Source organism: Streptomyces sp. NPDC049879, assembly GCF_044461265.1.
Lineage (GTDB): Bacteria > Actinomycetota > Actinomycetes > Streptomycetales > Streptomycetaceae > Streptomyces.
This window is the reverse complement of sequence record NZ_JBITKT010000001.1, coordinates 469815-487604: the sequence shown is the minus strand read 5'-3', so window position 1 is coordinate 487604 and position 17790 is coordinate 469815. Positions and strand designations below refer to the sequence as shown.

At 75.2% G+C, this 17790-nt stretch carries 16 protein-coding genes and 1 tRNA gene; 4 read left to right on the top strand and 13 right to left on the bottom strand.

Annotation, left to right across the window (positions count from 1 at the left end; genetic code table 11):
* Positions 1–52 precede the first annotated feature (52 nt).
* From ACIBPC_RS02240 to ACIBPC_RS02230, 3 genes are all read right to left on the bottom strand, one after another.
* Complete coding sequence (locus ACIBPC_RS02240) at positions 53–1471, bottom strand: Cys-Gln thioester bond-forming surface protein (protein WP_398840679.1); 1419 nt, start codon at positions 1469–1471, stop codon at positions 53–55.
* Positions 1472–1808: 337 nt separating this feature from the next.
* A complete protein-coding gene (locus tag ACIBPC_RS02235; RefSeq protein ID WP_398840677.1) occupies positions 1809–3458 on the bottom strand; it encodes a GTPase in 1650 nt (549 codons plus the stop codon).
* Entirely contained in the window at positions 3455–5128 is a 1674-nt protein-coding gene (locus ACIBPC_RS02230; protein ID WP_362956458.1) for a dynamin family protein, read from the bottom strand. The genes ACIBPC_RS02235 and ACIBPC_RS02230 overlap by 4 nt, the downstream gene beginning before the upstream one ends.
* A 269-nt stretch (positions 5129–5397) precedes the next feature.
* Here ACIBPC_RS02230 and ACIBPC_RS02225 point away from each other — a divergent pair.
* From ACIBPC_RS02225 to ACIBPC_RS02215, 3 genes are all read left to right on the top strand, one after another.
* Positions 5398–5473, top strand: a tRNA-Arg gene (locus ACIBPC_RS02225).
* 544 nt (positions 5474–6017) lie between these two features.
* Complete coding sequence (locus ACIBPC_RS02220) at positions 6018–6638, top strand: RNA polymerase sigma factor (RefSeq protein ID WP_398840675.1); 621 nt, start codon at positions 6018–6020, stop codon at positions 6636–6638.
* Positions 6635–7573: a CU044_5270 family protein gene (locus ACIBPC_RS02215; protein WP_398840674.1), complete on the top strand. Its 939-nt coding sequence runs from the start codon at positions 6635–6637 to the stop codon at positions 7571–7573. Before ACIBPC_RS02220 ends, ACIBPC_RS02215 begins: the two co-directional genes overlap by 4 nt.
* Positions 7574–7691: 118 nt before the next feature.
* Here ACIBPC_RS02215 and ACIBPC_RS02210 read toward each other — a convergent pair whose 3' ends face one another.
* The 8 genes from ACIBPC_RS02210 to ACIBPC_RS02175 all read right to left on the bottom strand — a co-directional run bounded on the left by ACIBPC_RS02210 (position 7692) and on the right by ACIBPC_RS02175 (position 14431).
* The gene (locus ACIBPC_RS02210; protein ID WP_362955369.1) at positions 7692–8000 is read right to left on the bottom strand and encodes an SCO5918 family protein; all 309 of its coding nucleotides are present in this window, start codon (positions 7998–8000) and stop codon (positions 7692–7694) included.
* A 55-nt stretch (positions 8001–8055) separates the two neighbouring features.
* Positions 8056–8385 carry a hypothetical protein gene (locus ACIBPC_RS02205; protein ID WP_398840672.1) on the bottom strand — a complete coding sequence of 110 codons (330 nt, stop codon included), beginning with the start codon at positions 8383–8385 and terminating at the stop codon, positions 8056–8058.
* A complete protein-coding gene (locus ACIBPC_RS02200) occupies positions 8382–9872 on the bottom strand; it encodes a DEAD/DEAH box helicase (RefSeq protein WP_398840670.1) in 1491 nt (496 codons plus the stop codon). The genes ACIBPC_RS02205 and ACIBPC_RS02200 overlap by 4 nt, the downstream gene beginning before the upstream one ends.
* Positions 9873–10176: 304 nt before the next feature.
* Entirely contained in the window at positions 10177–10380 is a 204-nt protein-coding gene (locus ACIBPC_RS02195) for a cold-shock protein (RefSeq protein ID WP_362955360.1), read from the bottom strand.
* Positions 10381–10686: 306 nt separating this feature from the next.
* Entirely contained in the window at positions 10687–11034 is a 348-nt protein-coding gene (locus ACIBPC_RS02190) for a MerR family transcriptional regulator (protein ID WP_362955357.1), read from the bottom strand.
* Between the two features lie 633 nt (positions 11035–11667).
* Positions 11668–12045: a nuclear transport factor 2 family protein gene (locus ACIBPC_RS02185; protein WP_362955354.1), complete on the bottom strand. Its 378-nt coding sequence runs from the start codon at positions 12043–12045 to the stop codon at positions 11668–11670.
* 50 nt (positions 12046–12095) lie between these two features.
* Positions 12096–12821 carry a response regulator gene (locus ACIBPC_RS02180; protein WP_398840667.1) on the bottom strand — a complete coding sequence of 242 codons (726 nt, stop codon included), beginning with the start codon at positions 12819–12821 and terminating at the stop codon, positions 12096–12098.
* Positions 12818–14431 carry a sensor histidine kinase gene (locus ACIBPC_RS02175; RefSeq protein ID WP_362955350.1) on the bottom strand — a complete coding sequence of 538 codons (1614 nt, stop codon included), beginning with the start codon at positions 14429–14431 and terminating at the stop codon, positions 12818–12820. Before ACIBPC_RS02175 ends, ACIBPC_RS02180 begins: the two co-directional genes overlap by 4 nt.
* Before the next feature lie 133 nt (positions 14432–14564).
* Here ACIBPC_RS02175 and ACIBPC_RS02170 point away from each other — a divergent pair, with 133 nt between their 5' ends.
* Complete coding sequence (locus ACIBPC_RS02170; protein ID WP_362956456.1) at positions 14565–15947, top strand: cation:dicarboxylate symporter family transporter; 1383 nt, start codon at positions 14565–14567, stop codon at positions 15945–15947.
* A 110-nt stretch (positions 15948–16057) separates the two neighbouring features.
* Here the strand turns inward: ACIBPC_RS02170 and ACIBPC_RS02165 are convergent, their stop codons facing one another.
* Both ACIBPC_RS02165 and ACIBPC_RS02160 read right to left on the bottom strand, forming a co-directional pair.
* A complete protein-coding gene (locus ACIBPC_RS02165) occupies positions 16058–16879 on the bottom strand; it encodes a GNAT family N-acetyltransferase (RefSeq protein WP_398840665.1) in 822 nt (273 codons plus the stop codon).
* A gap of 109 nt (positions 16880–16988) precedes the next feature.
* The gene (locus ACIBPC_RS02160) at positions 16989–17717 is read right to left on the bottom strand and encodes a siderophore-interacting protein (RefSeq protein WP_398840663.1); all 729 of its coding nucleotides are present in this window, start codon (positions 17715–17717) and stop codon (positions 16989–16991) included.
* Between the last annotated feature and the right edge of the window lie 73 nt (positions 17718–17790).

Below are 17790 nucleotides of genomic sequence, written 5' to 3'. Positions count from 1 at the left end.
TCGCGCGTGGCGGCCGGTCATGCGGGCCGGTCACGCGACTGGTGCGGCTGCGTCAGTCGTTGCCCCGGGCGCCGCGGCGGCGGACCAGGAAGACGACGGCGCCGCCGACGACGAGCAGGCCGACCGCGATGCCGCCGAACAGCGCCGGGTTGGTGCTGCTGCCGGTCGCGGCGAGGTCCTCGGAGTCGTCCTCGGTGCCACCGGCGGGCGCCGGGGTGTTGCCGGTCTCGTCGGCGGGCGGCGCGGCCGGGGTCTCGGTCTGCGCGGGCGCGCAGTCCACGGTCACGGTGTGCTCGCCCACGACGCCGCCCTCGGCGTCGGTGACCTGCACGGTCAGCTCGGTGTCCTCCTCGCCCTGCACGAAGACGGGCTCGGACGTCTCACCGGGCGCGACCTCGACGGTCTGGCCGCCGACGGTGTAGGTGCCGGGCGCGTCACCGCCGTTGGTGATCGTCACCTCGATGCCGCCGCCGCCCTCGGCGCACTTCTCCTCGAAGTGCGCGGCGGGCGCCGGGCTGCCCGGGGAGGTCCAGGTGACGCCGGCCCCGGCCTGGATCGAGGTGCTCTCGGTCCCGGCGAGGATCATCGTCTGGGTGACCTGGCCGACGCCGGTGAAGACGCGGCCGATGGAGACGGCCGACGACGCGGTGGCGGTCAGGGCGCCCGCGCCGTCCTCGGCGCCCTCGGGCACCGAGAAGAACAGCTGGTCGCCGTCGTGCAGGTTCTCCAGCCCGACGGGCGCGCCGCCCGCGTCCACGACGCTCAGGCCCGCGGCGGTGGCCGCCTCGTCGAGGACGGCGGTCACCGTGTCGGCGGTGGTGCCGACCGTGACAGGACCCGCGAGGCCGCCGGGCTGGCCGGCGACGGTGGCGGGCGTCAACGAGAGCGAGGCGCCCGGCTCCTCGGCGTCCGTCGCGTTCTCCAGCAGCCACTCGGTGACCTCGGCCGCCGTGTCGTCCTGCGGGACGGCGTCCACGCCGTCGGACAGCTCCCAGATGGCGGCCTGCGTGGCGGCGGCGGCCTGGGCGTCCTCAAGGGACTCGACCCCGGCGGCGCCGGCCAGCTCGTCCGCGCTCACGACGGGGAACGCGTGCTGGAGGACCCACTGGATCTTCCCCGCGTCCGCGTTGTCGTGCAGCTTGGAGGCGTCCCAGTCCACCTCCTGGTAGCGGGCCTCGGGCTTGGTCTTCGTGAACAGGTCGATGCAGTAGGTGAGGAACGTGCCGCCCGAGTCGGACGTCATCTCGAACAGACCACCGTTGTAGTCGTCCGTCTCACCGTTGCGCGTGGTGACGTCGATGGAGCCAAAGGTGACGAGGCTGCCCAGCGTGGCGGTGGCGCCCTGGGGCTGCTGGGGTGTCTCGTCGGCCGTGGCCGTCGTCGCGGTGACGAGCGCGCCGGTGCCCAGCAGACCGGCCGCGATGGCCGTTGCCGCAACGCGGGTGAGGCCCCGCTTGCGCACTAGGTTCATGGTGTGTGTGCCCCTCCGGATAACGCACGGGGCCAAGGGGGCGCGGACGCGAGGTCCTGCTGCCCCTTCGACTTCTCCGGAGTCCCCGTACGTACGGGCGATCGTAGAGAGGGCGTGCGGCGGTGCACCCGGCGGGGCCCCAACTCCCGTGCGGTGAGGTCGAATCGTTACGAACCGGGATCCTGTGATGTCGGGCGACGTCGGTAAACGCCCCTGGGGTCACCTGAAATCACCCCAAGTCCTTCTCAGTCGCCCGAGTCGCCCGAGTCGCCCAAGTCTCCCGAGTCGCCCGCGTCCCGCGTCCCGTCACGGCAGCCCCGTGCGTGACGGCGCGGCGTCAGCGGATCGTCCGGGACAGTTCGGCCTCGCCGGTGGGGGACGCGGCGACGACGTACCGCTCCCGCACCTCGCGGTAGCGCAGGAGTTCGGCGGCGACGGGTTCGAGGACGTGCGTGTGGCCGCGTTCGGCGGCGATCCGCCGCAGCCGCCACTCCTCCTGCGACCCCGACGCGCGGGCCGGGCCGCGCGCCGCCATCCGGCAGCCCCACGCCAGCAGCGGCGCGCCGCACGAGCCGCAGGCGAGCAGCAGCACCGGCAGCCAGCCCGCGACCACGGGCTGCCCGGTCAGGGCGAGCACGAGCCAGCACAGGCCGAGGATCTGGGCGGCGAGCAGGAACGCCTGGCCCGCCCCGGCGGCGGACCACCAGCGGGGGCGCGGGAGCCGTTCGGTGGGCTGGTCGGCGAGCGCGGCGGCGAGCGCGCCGGGGAGGGCGTCGGCGCCGCGGCGGGCGGCGTCGCGGACGGCCCTGGCCCACGGTTCGGGGAGGCCGTCGGCGGCGTCGTCGGCGAGGCGGCGGACGGCCTCCTCGACGGCGGGCGCGGCGACGGCGGGCGGCCCGGCCTGGGCGCGCTTGGCGGCCAGGGCGGCGGGCTCGCCCCGCCGTTCGGCCTGGCGGCCCGCGAGGTGGCGCAGGGCCTGGGCCCAGGGGGTGCCGCAGGCGCGGTCGGCGCGGCGCAGCCAGGCCCGTTCGGCGTTCTGCCCGGCGGCGGGCGCGCCGACGGCGGCGGCGAGGCGGTCCTCGAAGTCCTCGCGCGCCTGCGGGGTCAGGCCCGCGGGCGCCTCGGCGCCGTCGGCGATGTACAGCGGGCCGAGGCGGCGGGCGACGCCGTCCACGTCGGCGGCGAGGCGGCGGGCGGCGGCCGTGCGGGGGGCGACCAGTTCGCCGACCGCCTGGCGCAGTTCGGCGATGCCGTCGCCGGTGAGCGCGGAGACGGGCAGGACGCCCGCGCCGGGCTCGCCGTGCTCGCCGAGGGCCACGCCGTGGTCGTCCAGCAGGCGGCGCAGGTCGTCCAGGACGGCGTCGACGGCCTCGGCGGGCAGGCGGTCGGTCTGGTTGAGGACGATGATGCTGACGTCCGCGTGCCCGGCGAACGCGCGGAGGTACCGCTCGTGGAGCAGCGCGTCGGCGTACTTCTCCGGGTCCACGACCCAGATCACCGCGTCCACGAGCGTCAGCAGCCGGTCCACCTGCTCGCGGTGCGCGGGGTCCACGGAGTCGTGGTCGGGCAGGTCGAGGAGGATCAGGCCGCGCAGCCCGGGGTCGAGGACGTGGGCGCGGCGGCGGGCGCGGGCGGGGACGCCGAGGCGTTCGAGGAGGCCGTCGGCGGGGAGTTCGCGGCCCGCCTCCCAGGTGCAGGAGACGGCGGTGGCGGTGGTGGGGCGGCGCACGCCGGACTCGGACAGCTGGGCCCCGGCGAGCGCGTTGAAGAGCGTGGACTTGCCGCTGCCGGTGGCGCCCGCGATGGCGACGGCGGTGTACGCGGTGGGGAGCCGGTCGCGGGCCGCCGCCTCGTCGAGGACACGGCCCGCCTCGGTGAGGACGGCGTCGTCGAGGCGGGTGCGGGAGAGGCCGACGAGTTCGCGCAGCGCGCCGAGCCGGACGCCGAGGGGGCCGTTGTGGATCGTGCTGGCGGTGGTGTCGGTCACCGGGTCCCTCCGGGGGCTGTCTGGGCGGTGGGGGCGGGCGCGCGGCCGGTGTGCAGCGCGTGGACGGCGGAGAGCGCCGCGACGAGGGCCACCTGCGGCTCGGCCGTGACGGCGAGGTCCTGGAGGGGGGCGGCGCGGCGTTCGCGTTCGGCGCGCAGGGCGCGGTCCACGCAGCGGTTCAGCTCCTGGCGGCCCTGGTCGCGCAGCCGGGCGGCGGCGCGGGTGCCGAGGACGCCGGTGAGCGACTGGTGGGCGAGGGCGCCGCCGGTCCTGCCGCCGAGGAGCGCGGCGGCGAGCAGGGCGGCCGTCTCGCCGTCGTCGCCGCCCGCGCCGCCGGGCCTGCGGCGGCCGGTGGTGTCGCCGCGCAGCCCGGCGGAGATGCGGGCCTCGTCGGTCAGTTCCTCGACGCAGCGGCGCAGGCGGCGGACGAGGACGCCGACGCGTTCGCGTACGGCCTCGGGGGTGTCCACGCCGCCGGGCGGGGCGCCGCGCTCGTCGCGCCAGGCGGCGGCGACGCGTTCGTCCGCCGTGGCGACGGCCTCGGCGAGCAGGCCGGTGAGGGCAGTGGTGAGCGCGTCGAGGAGTTCCTCGGCGCTGGCGTCGTCGGGGAAGGCGAGCCAGTGCGCGCGTGCCTCACCGGCGAACAGCCCGGCGTCCGTCAGGCAGGCGCGCACGGTCTTGGCAGCCTCCGCGTACGCCTCGGTGACGCGCTGGCCGAGCCGGACGGCGGTGGCGTACTGGGCGGCGCTCTCCCCGGCGAGCGCCGCGACGCGCGGGCGCAGCGAGGCGACGGCGCCGCCCGCCGTACGGGCGACGGTGGCGGCGCGGGTCGCCGGGTCCTGCGCGCAGCGGGCGAGCCACTGCCGCAGGGCCGCCACGGCGGTGCCGGGCAGGAGCCCCGAGCCGCCCCCGGCGGACTCGGGCAGTTCCGGCACGGTGAAGCGGGGGATGCCGCCGAGCCCGGCCCGTTCGAGCAGCGCGGCGTAGTGGCGTGCCACCTCGCCCGCGATCTGGTGCGGCACGCGGTCGAGGACGGTGGCGAGGGTGACGTCGTACTCCCGCGCGCTGCGCAGCAGGTGCCAGGGGAGCGCGTCGGCGTAGCGGGACGCGGTGGTGACGAGGACCCAGATGTCGGCGGCGCAGAGGAGATCGGCGGCGAGGTCGCGGTTGGCGGCGACGAGGGAGTCGATGTCGGGGGCGTCCAGGAGGGCGAGGCCGGGGGGCAGCGATCTGACGGTCTGTACGGCCAGCGCGGGCAGCGCGTCGCGGGGCGGCGGCGGGGGCTGCTCGGCGTCCTGCCGGGGCATCCGGACGCGGCCGAGCTGCGGGAGGACGTGGCCGCCGGCGAACCAGTCGCGGTCGTCGGGGTGGCAGACGAGCACGGGCATGCGGGTCGTGGGGCGCAGGACCCCGGCCTCGGTGACGCGGCGGCCGACGAGGGAGTTGACCAGCGTGGACTTGCCCGCGCCGGTGGAGCCGCCGATGACGGCGAGGAGGGGCGCGGTGGGTTCGCGCAGGCGTGGCAGCAGGTAGCCGTCGAGCTGCGCGAGCAGTTCGGCGCGCGACCGCCGGGCCCGTTCGGCACCGGGCAGGTCCAGCGGGAAACGCGCGGCAGCGAGGCGCTCCCGCAGTACGGTCAGCGCGTCCAGCAGTTCGGGCCGTGCGTCCAAGATCGCCACATGCGCAGAATGCCCAATTTGAAGCCGTTTCCCAAGCATATTCGCCCGTCTCCACGGCATAACGAGTGCGCAACACCCCTCGCGGGAGCCTGCAAAATCGCTGCGCTCCTCGCACTCGCCTGCGATTATCGGGGCTGCTTCACCGAACCTCCACACGGCGGCGCTGCCGTGAAGCAACCGGGACGAACCCCTCGAAGCCCTATCCTGTGCGCTGGCGAGGTCACCGAGGGGGCACCGTCCCACGCCATGACCACCACCCAGCCCCCGTAGCTCAGCGGATAGAGCAGGTGCCTTCTAAGCACTTGGCCGCAGGTTCGAGTCCTGCCGGGGGCACCATCTTCACACCGGCGCGGCGTCGGCGTTGCGGCAGGTCAGGCCAGGTCCCGATGACCGCCGAGTACGGGTGTTCGCCCCCCGTACGTCCCACAGGCCCGGGCGCCCGCCACGTGCCCCCGGGCCGTTTGCCGCCTTGTGACCGCAGGCGGAATCCAGGCCGTCTTCCGTCCGCCTCGGGTGGTCGTCCGGCCATCCTGTAGGCGCCTGCCCGCGGCTCGCGGAATTCGGCGGCCGGGCCGGGAGGGGGCGCGTTCCGGCCATACCGTGAGCCACTCGTGGCGCGGGTCGTGGACTCGTTTACCCGTCGGCGCCCTGGACCTGTGTGCGGATAAGGCTCCCTCCCGGGTCCCGCGCCGGATGAGGCAGGCGTCGACGACGGTCCCGGGGGGGGGCGGGATCCGCGGTCCCCGGCCGGACGGGTAAGCCCCCTGTCCAGGACGGGAGTTGACAGCGGAGAGGGTGTCCACCCGGCCGGGCGGACGGTCGGCGCGCCTACCCGTCCGGGGCCGGGAACTCCGCCTGCCGACCGGACAGGACCAGGGGTATGACAACGGATTTGCGACCGCGGATACGCGACGGGGACGACGGCGCGTTCGCGGAGTTGTTCGACGCGTACGCGCGTTCGGTGTACAACCACGCGTTCCGGCTGACCGGGGACTGGGCCCTCGCCGAGGACGCGGTCTCCCTGACGTTCCTCGAAGCCTGGCGCCTGCGGGAGCGGATGGATCCGGAAGGCGGCTCGCTGCGGCCCTGGCTGCTGGGGATCGCGACCAACACGGTCCGCAACACCCGGCGCGCGGCCAGGCGGCACGCCGCCGCGCTGTCCCGGCTGCCCCCTCCGGCGGTCGTGGGCGACTTCGCCGACGAGGTCGCCGGACGCATCGACGACGCCGCGCTGCTGGCGACCGTACGCCTTGCCCTGGACGCGCTGCGCCGCCCCGAACGAGAGGTGCTGGCGCTGTGCGTGTGGTCCGGCCTCGACTACGCGACCGCCGCCGGATCCCTCGGCATCCCCGTCGGCACCGTACGGTCCCGGCTGTCGCGGGCGCGGCGGAAACTCGCCGCCGCCGTCGCCGCACGGCAGCCGGAACCCGCGCGTCCCCCAGGACAGGTGAGAGTCGGCCGCTCGTCCGCGGCCCGGCTCGGACGGAAGGACCTCTCATGAACGACACGCCGTCGCTCCCCGAGCGGGACCTCCCGCCGGGCCGTCACCGACAGCTCAAGGAGCACCTGATGCAGGAGATCCACCAGCGGCCCGAGCCGGACGGCGCCCCGGGCGGCCGGAGGAAGTGGCTGCTGCCCGCCATCGGCCTGCCCGCCGCGGCCGGCGCACTGGCCCTCGCCCTGGTCGCGGGCGGCGCCCCCGGCGGGGCGGACGCCCCGGGGGGAACCGCCGGAACGCCGACCGCGACCGGGGACGCGCCGCCCGCGGCGACCGCCGTCCAGCTGCTCGACCAGGTGGCCCTCGCCGCCGCCGCGGCGGCACCGGTGGAGATCCGCGACGACCAGTACGTCTACGTCCGCAGCCTGGAAGGGCAGGGAGGCGGGCAGCCGCAGGAACGGGAGGTGTGGACGGCGGTGGACGGCAGCCGGGACGGGCTGCTGCGCCAGGAGGGCGCGGCGGATGTGCCGCTCAGCGGGGGCTCCGGCGACTACCGCTTCCTCCAGACGCTGCCGACCGGCCCCGAGGCGATGCTGGAGTGGCTCTACGGGCAGCGGGAGGAAGGCGACGAGGACCACGACGCCGACCAGGACGCGTACGTCCTCCTCGGCGACCTGCTCCGGGAGTCCCTGGTCCCGCCGGACGTCGCCGCCGCCCTCTACGGCGCCGCCGCGCTGATCCCCGGCGTGTCCGTCGTGCCCGACGCGCGGGACGCCGCGGGCCGCCACGGGATCGCGGTGTCGCGCACCGACTCGTACAACCCCGGCAGGAGCGCGGAGCTGATCTTCGACGAGGAGTCACTCGAACTGCTGGGGACGCGCGAGGTCGCCCTGACGGACCTCGACTTCGAGGAGGGCCCGGTGGCCGCCGGAGATGTCCTCGGCTCCACGGCCGTCCTGGACCGCGCGGTCGTCGACGAGGCGGGGACGCGCCCGTGACCTTCCCCGCCCCTCGGCCCGGGGCGCCGGCCGGGTGACGCCCGGCAAGACGCGCGGGGCCCGGCACGTACGTCCGCCGCGTGGCGAGCGTGCGTGCCGGGCCCCGGTGCGGCGTGGGTCAGGCGGTCGGGTGGGCACCGCCCAGCAGCGCCGATGCTGTGCTCACCGGGGACAGGCCGGCGGCGGGCGCGGCGGCCGGGGCGTGGCAGACGAAGCCCAGCTTGGTCAGCGCCCGGCTCACCTCGCCCGCCGTGAAGTCGCGGCGGTCCTGCCCCGTGATCACTTCCCCGGCCTGCTTGACGGGGTACGTGCGGCGGCCGATGGTCACGGACGCGCCCGAGACGGGCTCAGGCCTGACGCCCTTCATCGCCTGCAGGACGTCGTCCTTGTGGAGGTAGAAGGGGGAGTTGGCGATGACACAACGCATGATGCCTCACAAGGTCGCGGGGAACGAGCGGAGAGGGACCCGACAGCGGGCGCTGTCAGGCGGTGGGCGCGGGAACGGCGGTACCGCAGTCGTCCCGTGTGTCGTCCTGTGTGTCGTGCCGCGGGGACGCGCCCGGCGGCGGCTGCGCGGCGGGGAGGTCGCGCAGCCGTGTCCGGTCGCTGTACCAGGGGCCGCCCCGGTGGGCGGCGAGCTGGGCGTGGGTGACGCGGCCGGAGCAGCGCCCGTCCGCGTCCTGGAGGACCAGGTACGGGACGCGGGCGCTGAGCAGTACGGACATCGCCACGTCGACCGTCATGTGGTCGTCCACCTCAAGTCCCGGCGTGCCGGGGCGGGTCGACGGGCGAGGGGCGGGGACAGGTGTCAAGACCTCTCCTGTCGGCGGGGGCGTGCGGCGCGGCGCGCCTTGGAGGGCGTACGGGTCCGCCGTCCGGCCGGGGCGGCGGCCTGAGCCGCCGGGGCGGCGATGGTGACGGGGACGCCGGAGGGCTCCCTGGCGCCGGTGATGCGGCGCAGCGCGGCGTCGCCGGGGCGGACCTCGGTCGTCCGGGCCTTCACGCCCGCGTGGACCATCAGGCGCTCCACGTCGCGGCGCTGCTCGGGCAGGACGAGGGTGACGACGCTGCCGGACCCCCCGGCGCGCGCGGTGCGCCCGCCGCGGTGCAGGTAGTCCTTGTGGTCGGCGGGCGGATCGATGTTGACGACCAGGTCGAGGTCGTCGATGTGGATGCCCCGCGCGGCGACGTTCGTCGCGACCAGGACGGTGATCTGCCCGGCCTTGAACTGCTCCAGGATGCTGGTGCGCCGCGACTGGGACTTCCCGCCGTGCAGCGAGGACGCGCGGACGCCGACGGCCAGCAGGTTCTTGGCCAGCCGGTCGGCCGCGTGCTTGGTGCCGAGGAACATCAGCACCCGCCCGTCCCTGGCGGCGATCTCGGTGACCGTCGCCTGCTTCTCCGCGCCGCGCACGTGGAGCAGGTGGTGCTCCATGGTGGTGACGGCGCCCGCGGAGGGATTGACGGAGTGGACGACCGGGTCGTGCAGGTAGCGGCGGACGAGGAGGTCGATGTTCCGGTCCAGGGTCGCGGAGAACAGCATGCGCTGCCCGTCGGGCCTGACCTGGTCGAGCAGGTGGGTCACCTGGGGGAGGAAGCCCATGTCGGCCATCTGGTCGGCCTCGTCCAGGACCGTGATGGCGACGCGGTCGAGCGCGCAGTCGCCGCGGTCCACGAGGTCCCGCAGCCGTCCGGGCGTCGCGACGACGACCTCGGCCCCGGTGCGCAGGGCGCGTGCCTGGCGGGCGATGGACAGCCCGCCGACGACGGTGGTGAGCCGCAGGTGGAGCGGCCGGGCGTAGGGGGTGAGCGCCTCGGTGACCTGCTGGGCCAGTTCCCTGGTGGGGACGAGCACCAGCGCGAGCGGCTGCCGCGGTTCGGCGCGCTGCCCGGCGGTGCGGGCCAGCAGGGCGAGGCCGAAGGCGAGCGTCTTGCCCGAGCCGGTGCGGCCGCGGCCCAGGACGTCGCGTCCGGCCAGCGAGTCGGGGAGGGTGGCCGCCTGGATGGGGAACGGGACGGTGACCCCCTCGGCGCCGAGCGCGGCGTGCAGGGGCGCGGGCAGGTCGAGATCGGCGAACGCCTCGGCGGGCGGGAGCGACGGGGTGCTCGTCGCCGGCATGGTGAACTCGGCGTGGGGCGCGGCGGGGCGGCTGCCCCGTCCGCCCTGGCGTCCGGGCTGGCCGGCACGGGGGCCGCCGCCGGTCCCGCGGGCGGCGCCCTGGGGACGGCCGCGGCCGTCCCTGCCGGAACGGCGGGGTGAGCGGTGGGGACTGTCGTCCCTGCGAACGGTGCGGTTCATGGCGAACCTTCCTCGATACGGCACGTATCGAGGGAATGCGCACCGGCGGCGCGAGCCGCACCACGATTCACAGGATCGAGCCGAAAAGAAAAAAGAGCAGAATCCAGGCCGCGAAGGAAAGCGGTATTCCGGGTGAAACTCCGGTGAATTCGCTTTCCGTGGACGGGGCGGACGCGGTCCGGCCGTCGGCCTGGTCGGTGGGGGGCGGTCACGGCCGCCGGGTGCCCCGCGCGGTGCGCGGGGCGGAAAACGCGGGGGGCCCGCACCCGTGGGTGCGGGCCCGGCCGTGCGACGGGCTTCGTCGTCAGGCGGGAACGATGTTCTCGGCCTGCGGGCCCTTCTGGCCCTGCGTGACGTCGAACGTCACCTTCTGGCCTTCGGTCAGCTCACGGAAGCCGGAGGTGGCGATGTTCGAGTAGTGGGCGAAGACGTCGGCGCCGCCGCCGTCCTGCTCGATGAAGCCGAAGCCCTTTTCCGAGTTGAACCACTTCACGGTGCCGGATGCCATAGGAGACTCCTTCGGGGGCAGTGACCGGAATCCGCACCTTGCGGAACCGGAGTCGCTGCGATGATTTCCCCTCCGGAAAATCCGGAAACGACAAGCATACTCACGGGCGTCCGCCCGGAAAGCATCTGAAATCTTCGGGAACCACAACTGCAACTCATTTCACCGTAGCACGGCCCGGCCGGAGAGGGCGACGGTCCTCCGGTTCCGGTTCCGCCGCCGGGGAATTGCCCGGCGGCCCGTTTCCCGCGTTTCTGCAGCGGCGACAGGAGTTATCCGGGCGCGGCGGGAGCACGGGCGCGTCCGCCGTCAGGCGCTCTCCCGCCCCTGCCCGGCGGCGCGGCCGAGGCGCAGCTCCTCGTTGATGCGCTTGGCCTCCTCGAGCTGGTCCTCCAGGATGATGATGCGGCAGGCGGCCTCGATGGGGGTGCCCTGGTCGACCAGTTCGCGGGCCCGCGCGGCGAGCCGCAGCTGGTAGCGCGAGTAGCGGCGGTGCCCGCCCTCCGAGCGGAGCGGCACGATCAGCCTGGCCTCGCCGATGGCGCGGAGGAACGCGGGCGTCGTACCGAGCATGTCGGCCGCGCGGCCCATGGTGTAGGCGGGGTAGTCGTCGTCGTCGAGTCTGCTCGACGGGGTGGACGGATGGTCTGCGGTCACTTGCACCTCTTCGGGAAACGCGTCGAGGGGCCCTGGTGCCGTGTCGCACCAGGGCCCCGAGGGGGATCAACACCATCTACCGGCTATTGCCTCGCCGGTCTCTCTCGTCCGCACGTCCACCGACGAGGGCGGGTGCGGGGATCGTGACTGCTCGACCGGGGACCACCTTCCCATCCGGGGTCTGCGTCACCCGGGCGGACGTTCCCGCCTGGGCGATCCTGATGGCGTGTACCTCCCTTCCTCTTCCTGCTCTCCGGTCACCGGCTGCGCCGCCGGCCCGGTACTGCGGTACTGCGGTCCTGCTCGCGGCCCCTGGGGCCGCCGGGCCCGGCAGCCAGCCGTGGAACCCTCACATCCGCCGGTCCCACCACTCGACTGCCGTGCCACCGGAACATCACTCATGACTCATGCGCGCCAGTTCGTCATCTGCCGCGCCGGCTCCGACTCTCACGTACGTGTACGACCCTAACCCCGGAGGCCGATCATGTCTACTCCGGCGGTTACAGATTTTCTGCGCCGCCAGTGCGGCGATGTGAGGGACCGTGGGGGAAGGAATGCGCGGCGGCCCGGCCCGGCCCGTGGAGGTGGGGCGGGACGTGGCGGACGGGGTGTGTGACCGACGCCATGCGGGGCTCATATCCGCTGGGCGTACGCGGTGCGCCATTCCGGCGCGGGGTCGCCGCCGACGGTCGTCCAGTACTCGCGGCCGCTGACGATGCGGCCGCCCCTGACCGTCCAGAACGACGCGACGCGGAAGTCGCCCAGCGTCTCGTGCGGGACGGCGACCTCCGAGGCGACGGTCTCGCCGTCCGCGACGACCGAGAGCACCTCGATCGACCAGCCCGCCGGGTAGGCGGCGTTGACGCCGATGACGTTGTCGCGGCCCGTGAACCGCTCGCCGCTGGCGAGCCAGTCGATCACCACGTCGTCGGCCAGCAGCCTGCCGAGGCCGTCCCAGTCGCGGGCGCCCATGCGGTCCCAGAACTCGCGCACGATCTCCGTTGGATTCATGCGGTCACTGTGGCACCCCCCACTGACAGCGGGCCGGTGCGCGGTGCGGGTCAGGGCGCCGCCGGGTTCTCCGGGAGCCAGCGGTAGCCGTGCTCGGGGCGGCCGACGTGCCCGTAGCGCGGGCTGCGCTCGGCGCGGCCGGTCTCCACCAGGTGTTCGAGGTAACGGCGGGCCGTGATGCGGGAGATGCCCGCCTCCGTCCCGGCCTCCGCCGCCGTCAGCCCCGCCCCGCCCGCCGCGCGCAGCACGCGGATGACGGCCGCCAGCGTCGGGCCGCTCATCCCCTTGGGCAGCGCCGCCGGTCCCGGGGCGCGCAGCGCGGCCAGCGCGCGGTCCACCTCGTCCTGCCCCCCTGCCTCGCCCGCGACCGTGCGGAACGCGGCGTACCGCACCAGCCGGTCCCGCAGCGTGGCGAAGGCGAAGGGCTTCAGCACGTGCTGCACCACGCCGAGGGACACGCCCTCCCGCACCACCGCCAGGTCGCGCGCCGAGGTGACGGCGATGACGTCGGCGCCGTGCCCGGCCGCGCGGAGCGCCCGCAGCAGCGCAAGACCGTGCCCGTCCGGCAGGTACAGGTCGAGGAGCAGGAGGTCCACGGGCGTGCGGGCGAGCACGCGCCGCGCCTCGGCCGCGCTGTGGGCGATGCCGCGCACGGCGAAGCCGGGGACGCGTTCGACGTACCGCCCGTGCGCCTCGGCGGCCAGCGGGTCGTCCTCCACGACGAGGACGCCGATCTCGTCCCCCTCTCCCGCTCCCGCGCGCCCGGGGCCGGTCACGCCGGCACCTCCGTCCGCAGCGGCAGCCGGACCGTGAAGCGCGCGCCGCCCGGCGTGCCCGCGCCGCCGGTCTCGACGGTCCCGCCGTGGCGGCGCACGGCCTGCCCGACGAGGGCGAGCCCGAGGCCGCGTCCGCTGCCCTTGGTGGACCAGCCGCGCCGGAACGCGGCGCCGACCGCCTCGGGGGCGAGTCCAGGCCCGGTGTCGCCGACCCGCAGCAGCAGTTCGTCCTCCGAGGCGAGCGCGGTGACGGTCACCCTCGCCTGGCCGGGCGACCCCGCGGTGGCGTCCAGGGCGTTGTCGATCAGGTTGCCGAGGATGGTGACCAGGTCGCGGGCGGGGAGGCTGGGGGGCAGCAGCCCGTCGTCCATGCGGCTGTCGTCGGTGAGGACGAGTTCGACGCCGCGCTCGGCCGCCTCCGCCGCCTTGCCGAGCAGCAGCGCCGCGAGCACCGGTTCGCCGACCGCGCCGACCACGCGGTCCGTCAGCGCCTGGGCCAGCTCCAGCTCGGCGGTGGCGAACTCGACGGCCTCGTCCGTGCGTCCCAACTCGATGAGGGAGACGACGGCGTGCAGCCGGTTCGCCGTCTCGTGGGCCTGGGAGCGCAGGGCCTCGGCGAAGCCGCGGGCGGAGTCCAGCTCGCCCGCGAGGGCGCGCAGTTCGGTGTGGTCCCTGAGGGTGACGACGGTGCCGTGCCGTTCGCCGCCGGTCACCGGTGAGGTGCTGACGACCACGACGCGGTCCTCCGTCACGTGCACCTCGTCCACCCGCGGGTCGCGGGCGAGCAGGGTCTCGGTGAGGGCGGCGGTCAGGCCGAGTCCCGCCACGGGGCGTCCGGTGGGGTCCTCGCCGGTGAGGCCGAGGAGCGCGCGGCCCGCGTCGTTCACCAGGCCGACGCGCCCGGCGCCGTCGATCAGCAGCAGGCCCTCGCGGACGGCGTGCAGCGTCGCGTGGTGGTACTCGTGCAGGCGGCTCAGCTCGGCGGCGTTCATGCCGTGGGTGTGGCGGCGCAGCCGGGCGTTGACGGCGTACGTGCCGAGGCCGCCGATCAGCAGCGCGGCGGCGGCGACGGCGGCCAGGGCGGCGACCTGCCCGGCGAGCCGTTCGCCGATGGCGTCGACCGTGAGGCCGGCGCTGACCAGGGCGGTGATGTCCCCGGTCGCCGGGTCGCGGACGGGGGTGACGACGCGGACGGACCGGCCGAGCGTGCCCGTGTACTCCTCGGTGAACGTCCGCCCGGCGAGGGCGGGCGCGGTGTGGCCGAGGAACGTCGCGCCGATCTGCGCCGGGTCGGGGTGGGTGAAGCGGGTGCCGTCCGTGTCCATGATCGTGACGAAGGTGACGTCCGCGTGGCGGCGGACGTCCTCGGCGTACGGCTGGAGGCGCGCGGACGGGTCGGGGTCGCGCAGGGCGGCGGCCACCGAGGGCGAGTCGGCGACGGCGCGGGCCGCGGCCGTCACCTTGTCGCGGGCGGCCTCCTCGGCCTGGGCGCGGTCCGTCAGGTACGCGAAGAGCGCGCAGCCCGCGACGACGACGGCGACCAGCAGCACCTGCATGGCGAAGAGCTGTCCGGCCAGGCTCCGGGGCCGGGGCGCGCGGGGCAGTCGCATGACCCCAGTGTGCACGGCGTGTCGCGTGCCGGACCGCGACCGAAATGAACGTAAGGGTGACCGGGGTCACACGCGGGTGGATAGTCGCGGAAGCTCACTCCGCAACGACGAGGAGGCACGCGCCGTGACTGCCGTGACAGAAGAGAAGGACGCCCCGAGACGGCGTGACCGTTCCCACTACCTGTACCTGGCGGTGATCGTGGCCGTGGCCGCGGGCATCGCGGTGGGCCTCGCCGCGCCCGACGCGGGGGTGGAGCTGAAGCCGCTGGGCACCGGCTTTGTCAATCTGATCAAGATGATGATCTCGCCGGTCATCTTCTGCACGATCGTGCTCGGGATCGGTTCGGTCAGGAAGGCCGCGAAGGTCGGGGCGGTCGGCGGGCTCGCGCTCGGCTACTTCCTGGTGATGTCCACGTTCGCGCTGGCCATCGGCCTGGTGGTGGGCAACCTGCTGGAGCCCGGCTCGGGGCTGCACCTCACCGAGGCGACGGCGGAGGCGGGCGCGGCGCAGGCCGAGGGCGCGAGCGAGTCGACCGTGGACTTCCTGCTCGGGATCATCCCGACGACGATGGTGTCCGCGTTCACCGGCGGCGAGGTGCTCCAGACGCTGCTGGTGGCGCTGCTCGCCGGGTTCGCGCTCCAGGCGATGGGGACGGCGGGCGAGCCGGTGCTGCGGGGCGTGCGGCACATCCAGCGGCTGGTGTTCCGGGTGCTGGCGATGATCATGTGGCTGGCGCCGGTGGGCGCGTTCGGCGCGATCGCGGCGGTGGTCGGCGAGACGGGCACGGACGCGCTGCGCTCGCTGGCCGTCATCATGCTCGGCTTCTACACGACCTGCCTGATCTTCGTCCTGCTGGTGCTCGGCGTGCTGCTGCGGGTGGTGGCCGGGGTGAACATCTTCTCGCTGCTGCGCTACCTGGGCCGCGAGTTCCTGCTGATCCTGTCCACGTCCTCGTCGGAGTCGGCGCTGCCGCGCCTGATCGCGAAGATGGAGCACGCGGGCGTCAGCCGCCCCGTCGTCGGCATCACCGTGCCGACCGGCTACTCGTTCAACCTCGACGGCACGGCGATCTACCTGACGATGGCGTCGCTGTTCATCGCCGAGGCGATGGGCGAGCCGCTGGCGCTCGGCGAGCAGATCTCGCTGCTGGCGTTCATGGTCATCGCGTCCAAGGGCGCGGCCGGGGTGACCGGCGCCGGGCTCGCCACGCTGGCGGGCGGCCTCCAGTCGCACCGCCCCGAACTCCTCGACGGCGTCGGCCTGATCATCGGCATCGACCGCTTCATGAGCGAGGCGCGCGCGCTGACGAACTTCGCGGGCAACGCGGTCGCGACCGTCGTCATCGGCACCTGGACGCACGAGGTGGACCGCGACCGGATGCGCGAGGTGCTGGGCGGCGAGCGGCCGTTCGACGAGGCGACGCTCACCGACGACGGGCACGGCGGGCCCGTGGAGGAGGACGCGGAGGCGGCGCCCGTGCCGGCGCAGCAGCCGGTGGGCGCGCGGGGCGCCTGACCCCGCCCCTGGGCGGCGGCCGGGTGCGTCTTCCCCCGGACGGTCCGGCCGCCGGAAGGAACGTGGGGTGGAGCGGGGCCCGGCCGGCCGCCCGCTCCACCCCACGCGCGTCAGCCCGTTCCCCGGCCCGCGACCAGGTGCTCGGTGAAGTGCCCCATGGCGCGGAAGCCGAGGCGGCGGTAGACGGGTTCGCCGTCCGCCGACGCCTGGAGGACGGCCGTGCGGTGGCCCTCGTCCCTGGCGGTGTGAAGGGCGGCGAGGGTGATCGCGGCGCCGAGGCCGCGGCGGCGGTGCCCGGCGAGGGTCGAGACGTTGTAGAGCCCGGCCACGCCCGCGTGGAGGAAGACCTCGGCGGTGCAGACGGGGCGGCCCGCGGCGTAGCCCACGAGGTGGCGCGCCGGGGAGCCGGGGGCGAGGGCGTACGGGGCGGCGGCGGCGAGGAAGCGGCGTACGGTCGCGGCGGGCGGCGTCCAGTTGGCGGCCAGGACGGCGGCGTGGTCGGCGAGTCCGGCCGGTGTGCGGGCCCGTTCGATGACGAGGCCGTCCGGGTCGCGCCGGGGCGGGATGCCGTCGAGCGGCGCCCACATCGCCGTCTCGCGGCCGGTCTCCGGCGCTCCGGCGGCGGCGAGGAGCGCGCCGAGGTCCCAGGGGCGCGAGGCGGGGCCGACCCACCAGGAGAACGGGCGGCCTGTCGCCCGCAGGGTCCGCACGGTGTCGGCGGCCCTGGCGGCGGCGGTCGCGGGGTCGAGGCGGGCGGCGGCGACGATGTTGTACGTGTCGTCGGCGAGGCCGCTGTCGGCGATCAGGAGGTCGCCGGTGTCGGTGACGGTCGCGCCCGGCAGGCGTCGGTGCAGGTGGCAGGCGTGCTCGGCGAGGTTGCGTTCGGCCAGGAGCGGGAGGCCGGGGTCCGCCGGGCCGTTCACGTCGCGCATGGCGCCGATCCCATCACGTCCCCGCGCGGCCGGGGGGCCGCCGGTGGCCGCCGCTCCTCCAAGCGGCGGCCCGCGGGAGGGGCGCACCGGCCCCCCGCGTCGTGGCGGCTCAGGCGGTGGCGCGCCAGTAGCCCAGCGCGTGGACCCGCCGCCGGGGCACGCCGGCCTCGCGGCGCAGGTACGCGGCGAGCGCGCGTGTCGTCGCCGTGTCGCAGGCGGCCCAGACGTACGCGGTCTCCGGGTCGCCGAGGACGGCGGGCAGTTCGGCGCGTACCTGCTTGAGGAGGTGGCCGCCGTCGTCGATCCGCTCGACGAGCCGCAGGTCGTGCCGGTCGGCGTCGGTCCGCACGGGCAGGACGCGGTCCGTGGGGTGCGGGGTCTCGAACCAGATGGTGGCCGGGGTGGCGGGGAAGGCGTCGAGGAGGGAGTTGAGGGCGGGCAGCGAGGCGGGGTCGCCGATCAGCAGCAGCCGCGCGGGGGCCGGTTCCGGCTGGTCGAAGCCGGTGCCCTGGAGGGTGGCCTCGATGGTGTCGCCGGGCGCGGCGGTCCTGGCCCAGTCGCTCGCGACGCCGTCGTGCAGGGCGAATTCGAGCGCGAACGTCCCGGCCACCGGGTCGGGGTCGACCAGTGTGAACGCGCGCTGGTGGGGCTTCCCCTCCCGGGCGAACCACAGCCGTACCCACATCGTCGGGTGCGGCGGCACGGCGGCGAGCAGCCCGCCGTCCGACAGGTGCACCCTGCGGTACCGCTCGGTGACCTGCTCGGTCCCGATGACGGTGAACGCGTAGTCCTTGCCGCGCATCAGCCGCAGTACGGCGCCTTCCCAGCCGTGTGCCATCCGGCGGTCCCCTCTCTTCCCGGTTCTCCCCGGTTTCTTCACGTCTCCGCGACAGGTAAGTTAGGCAAGCCTA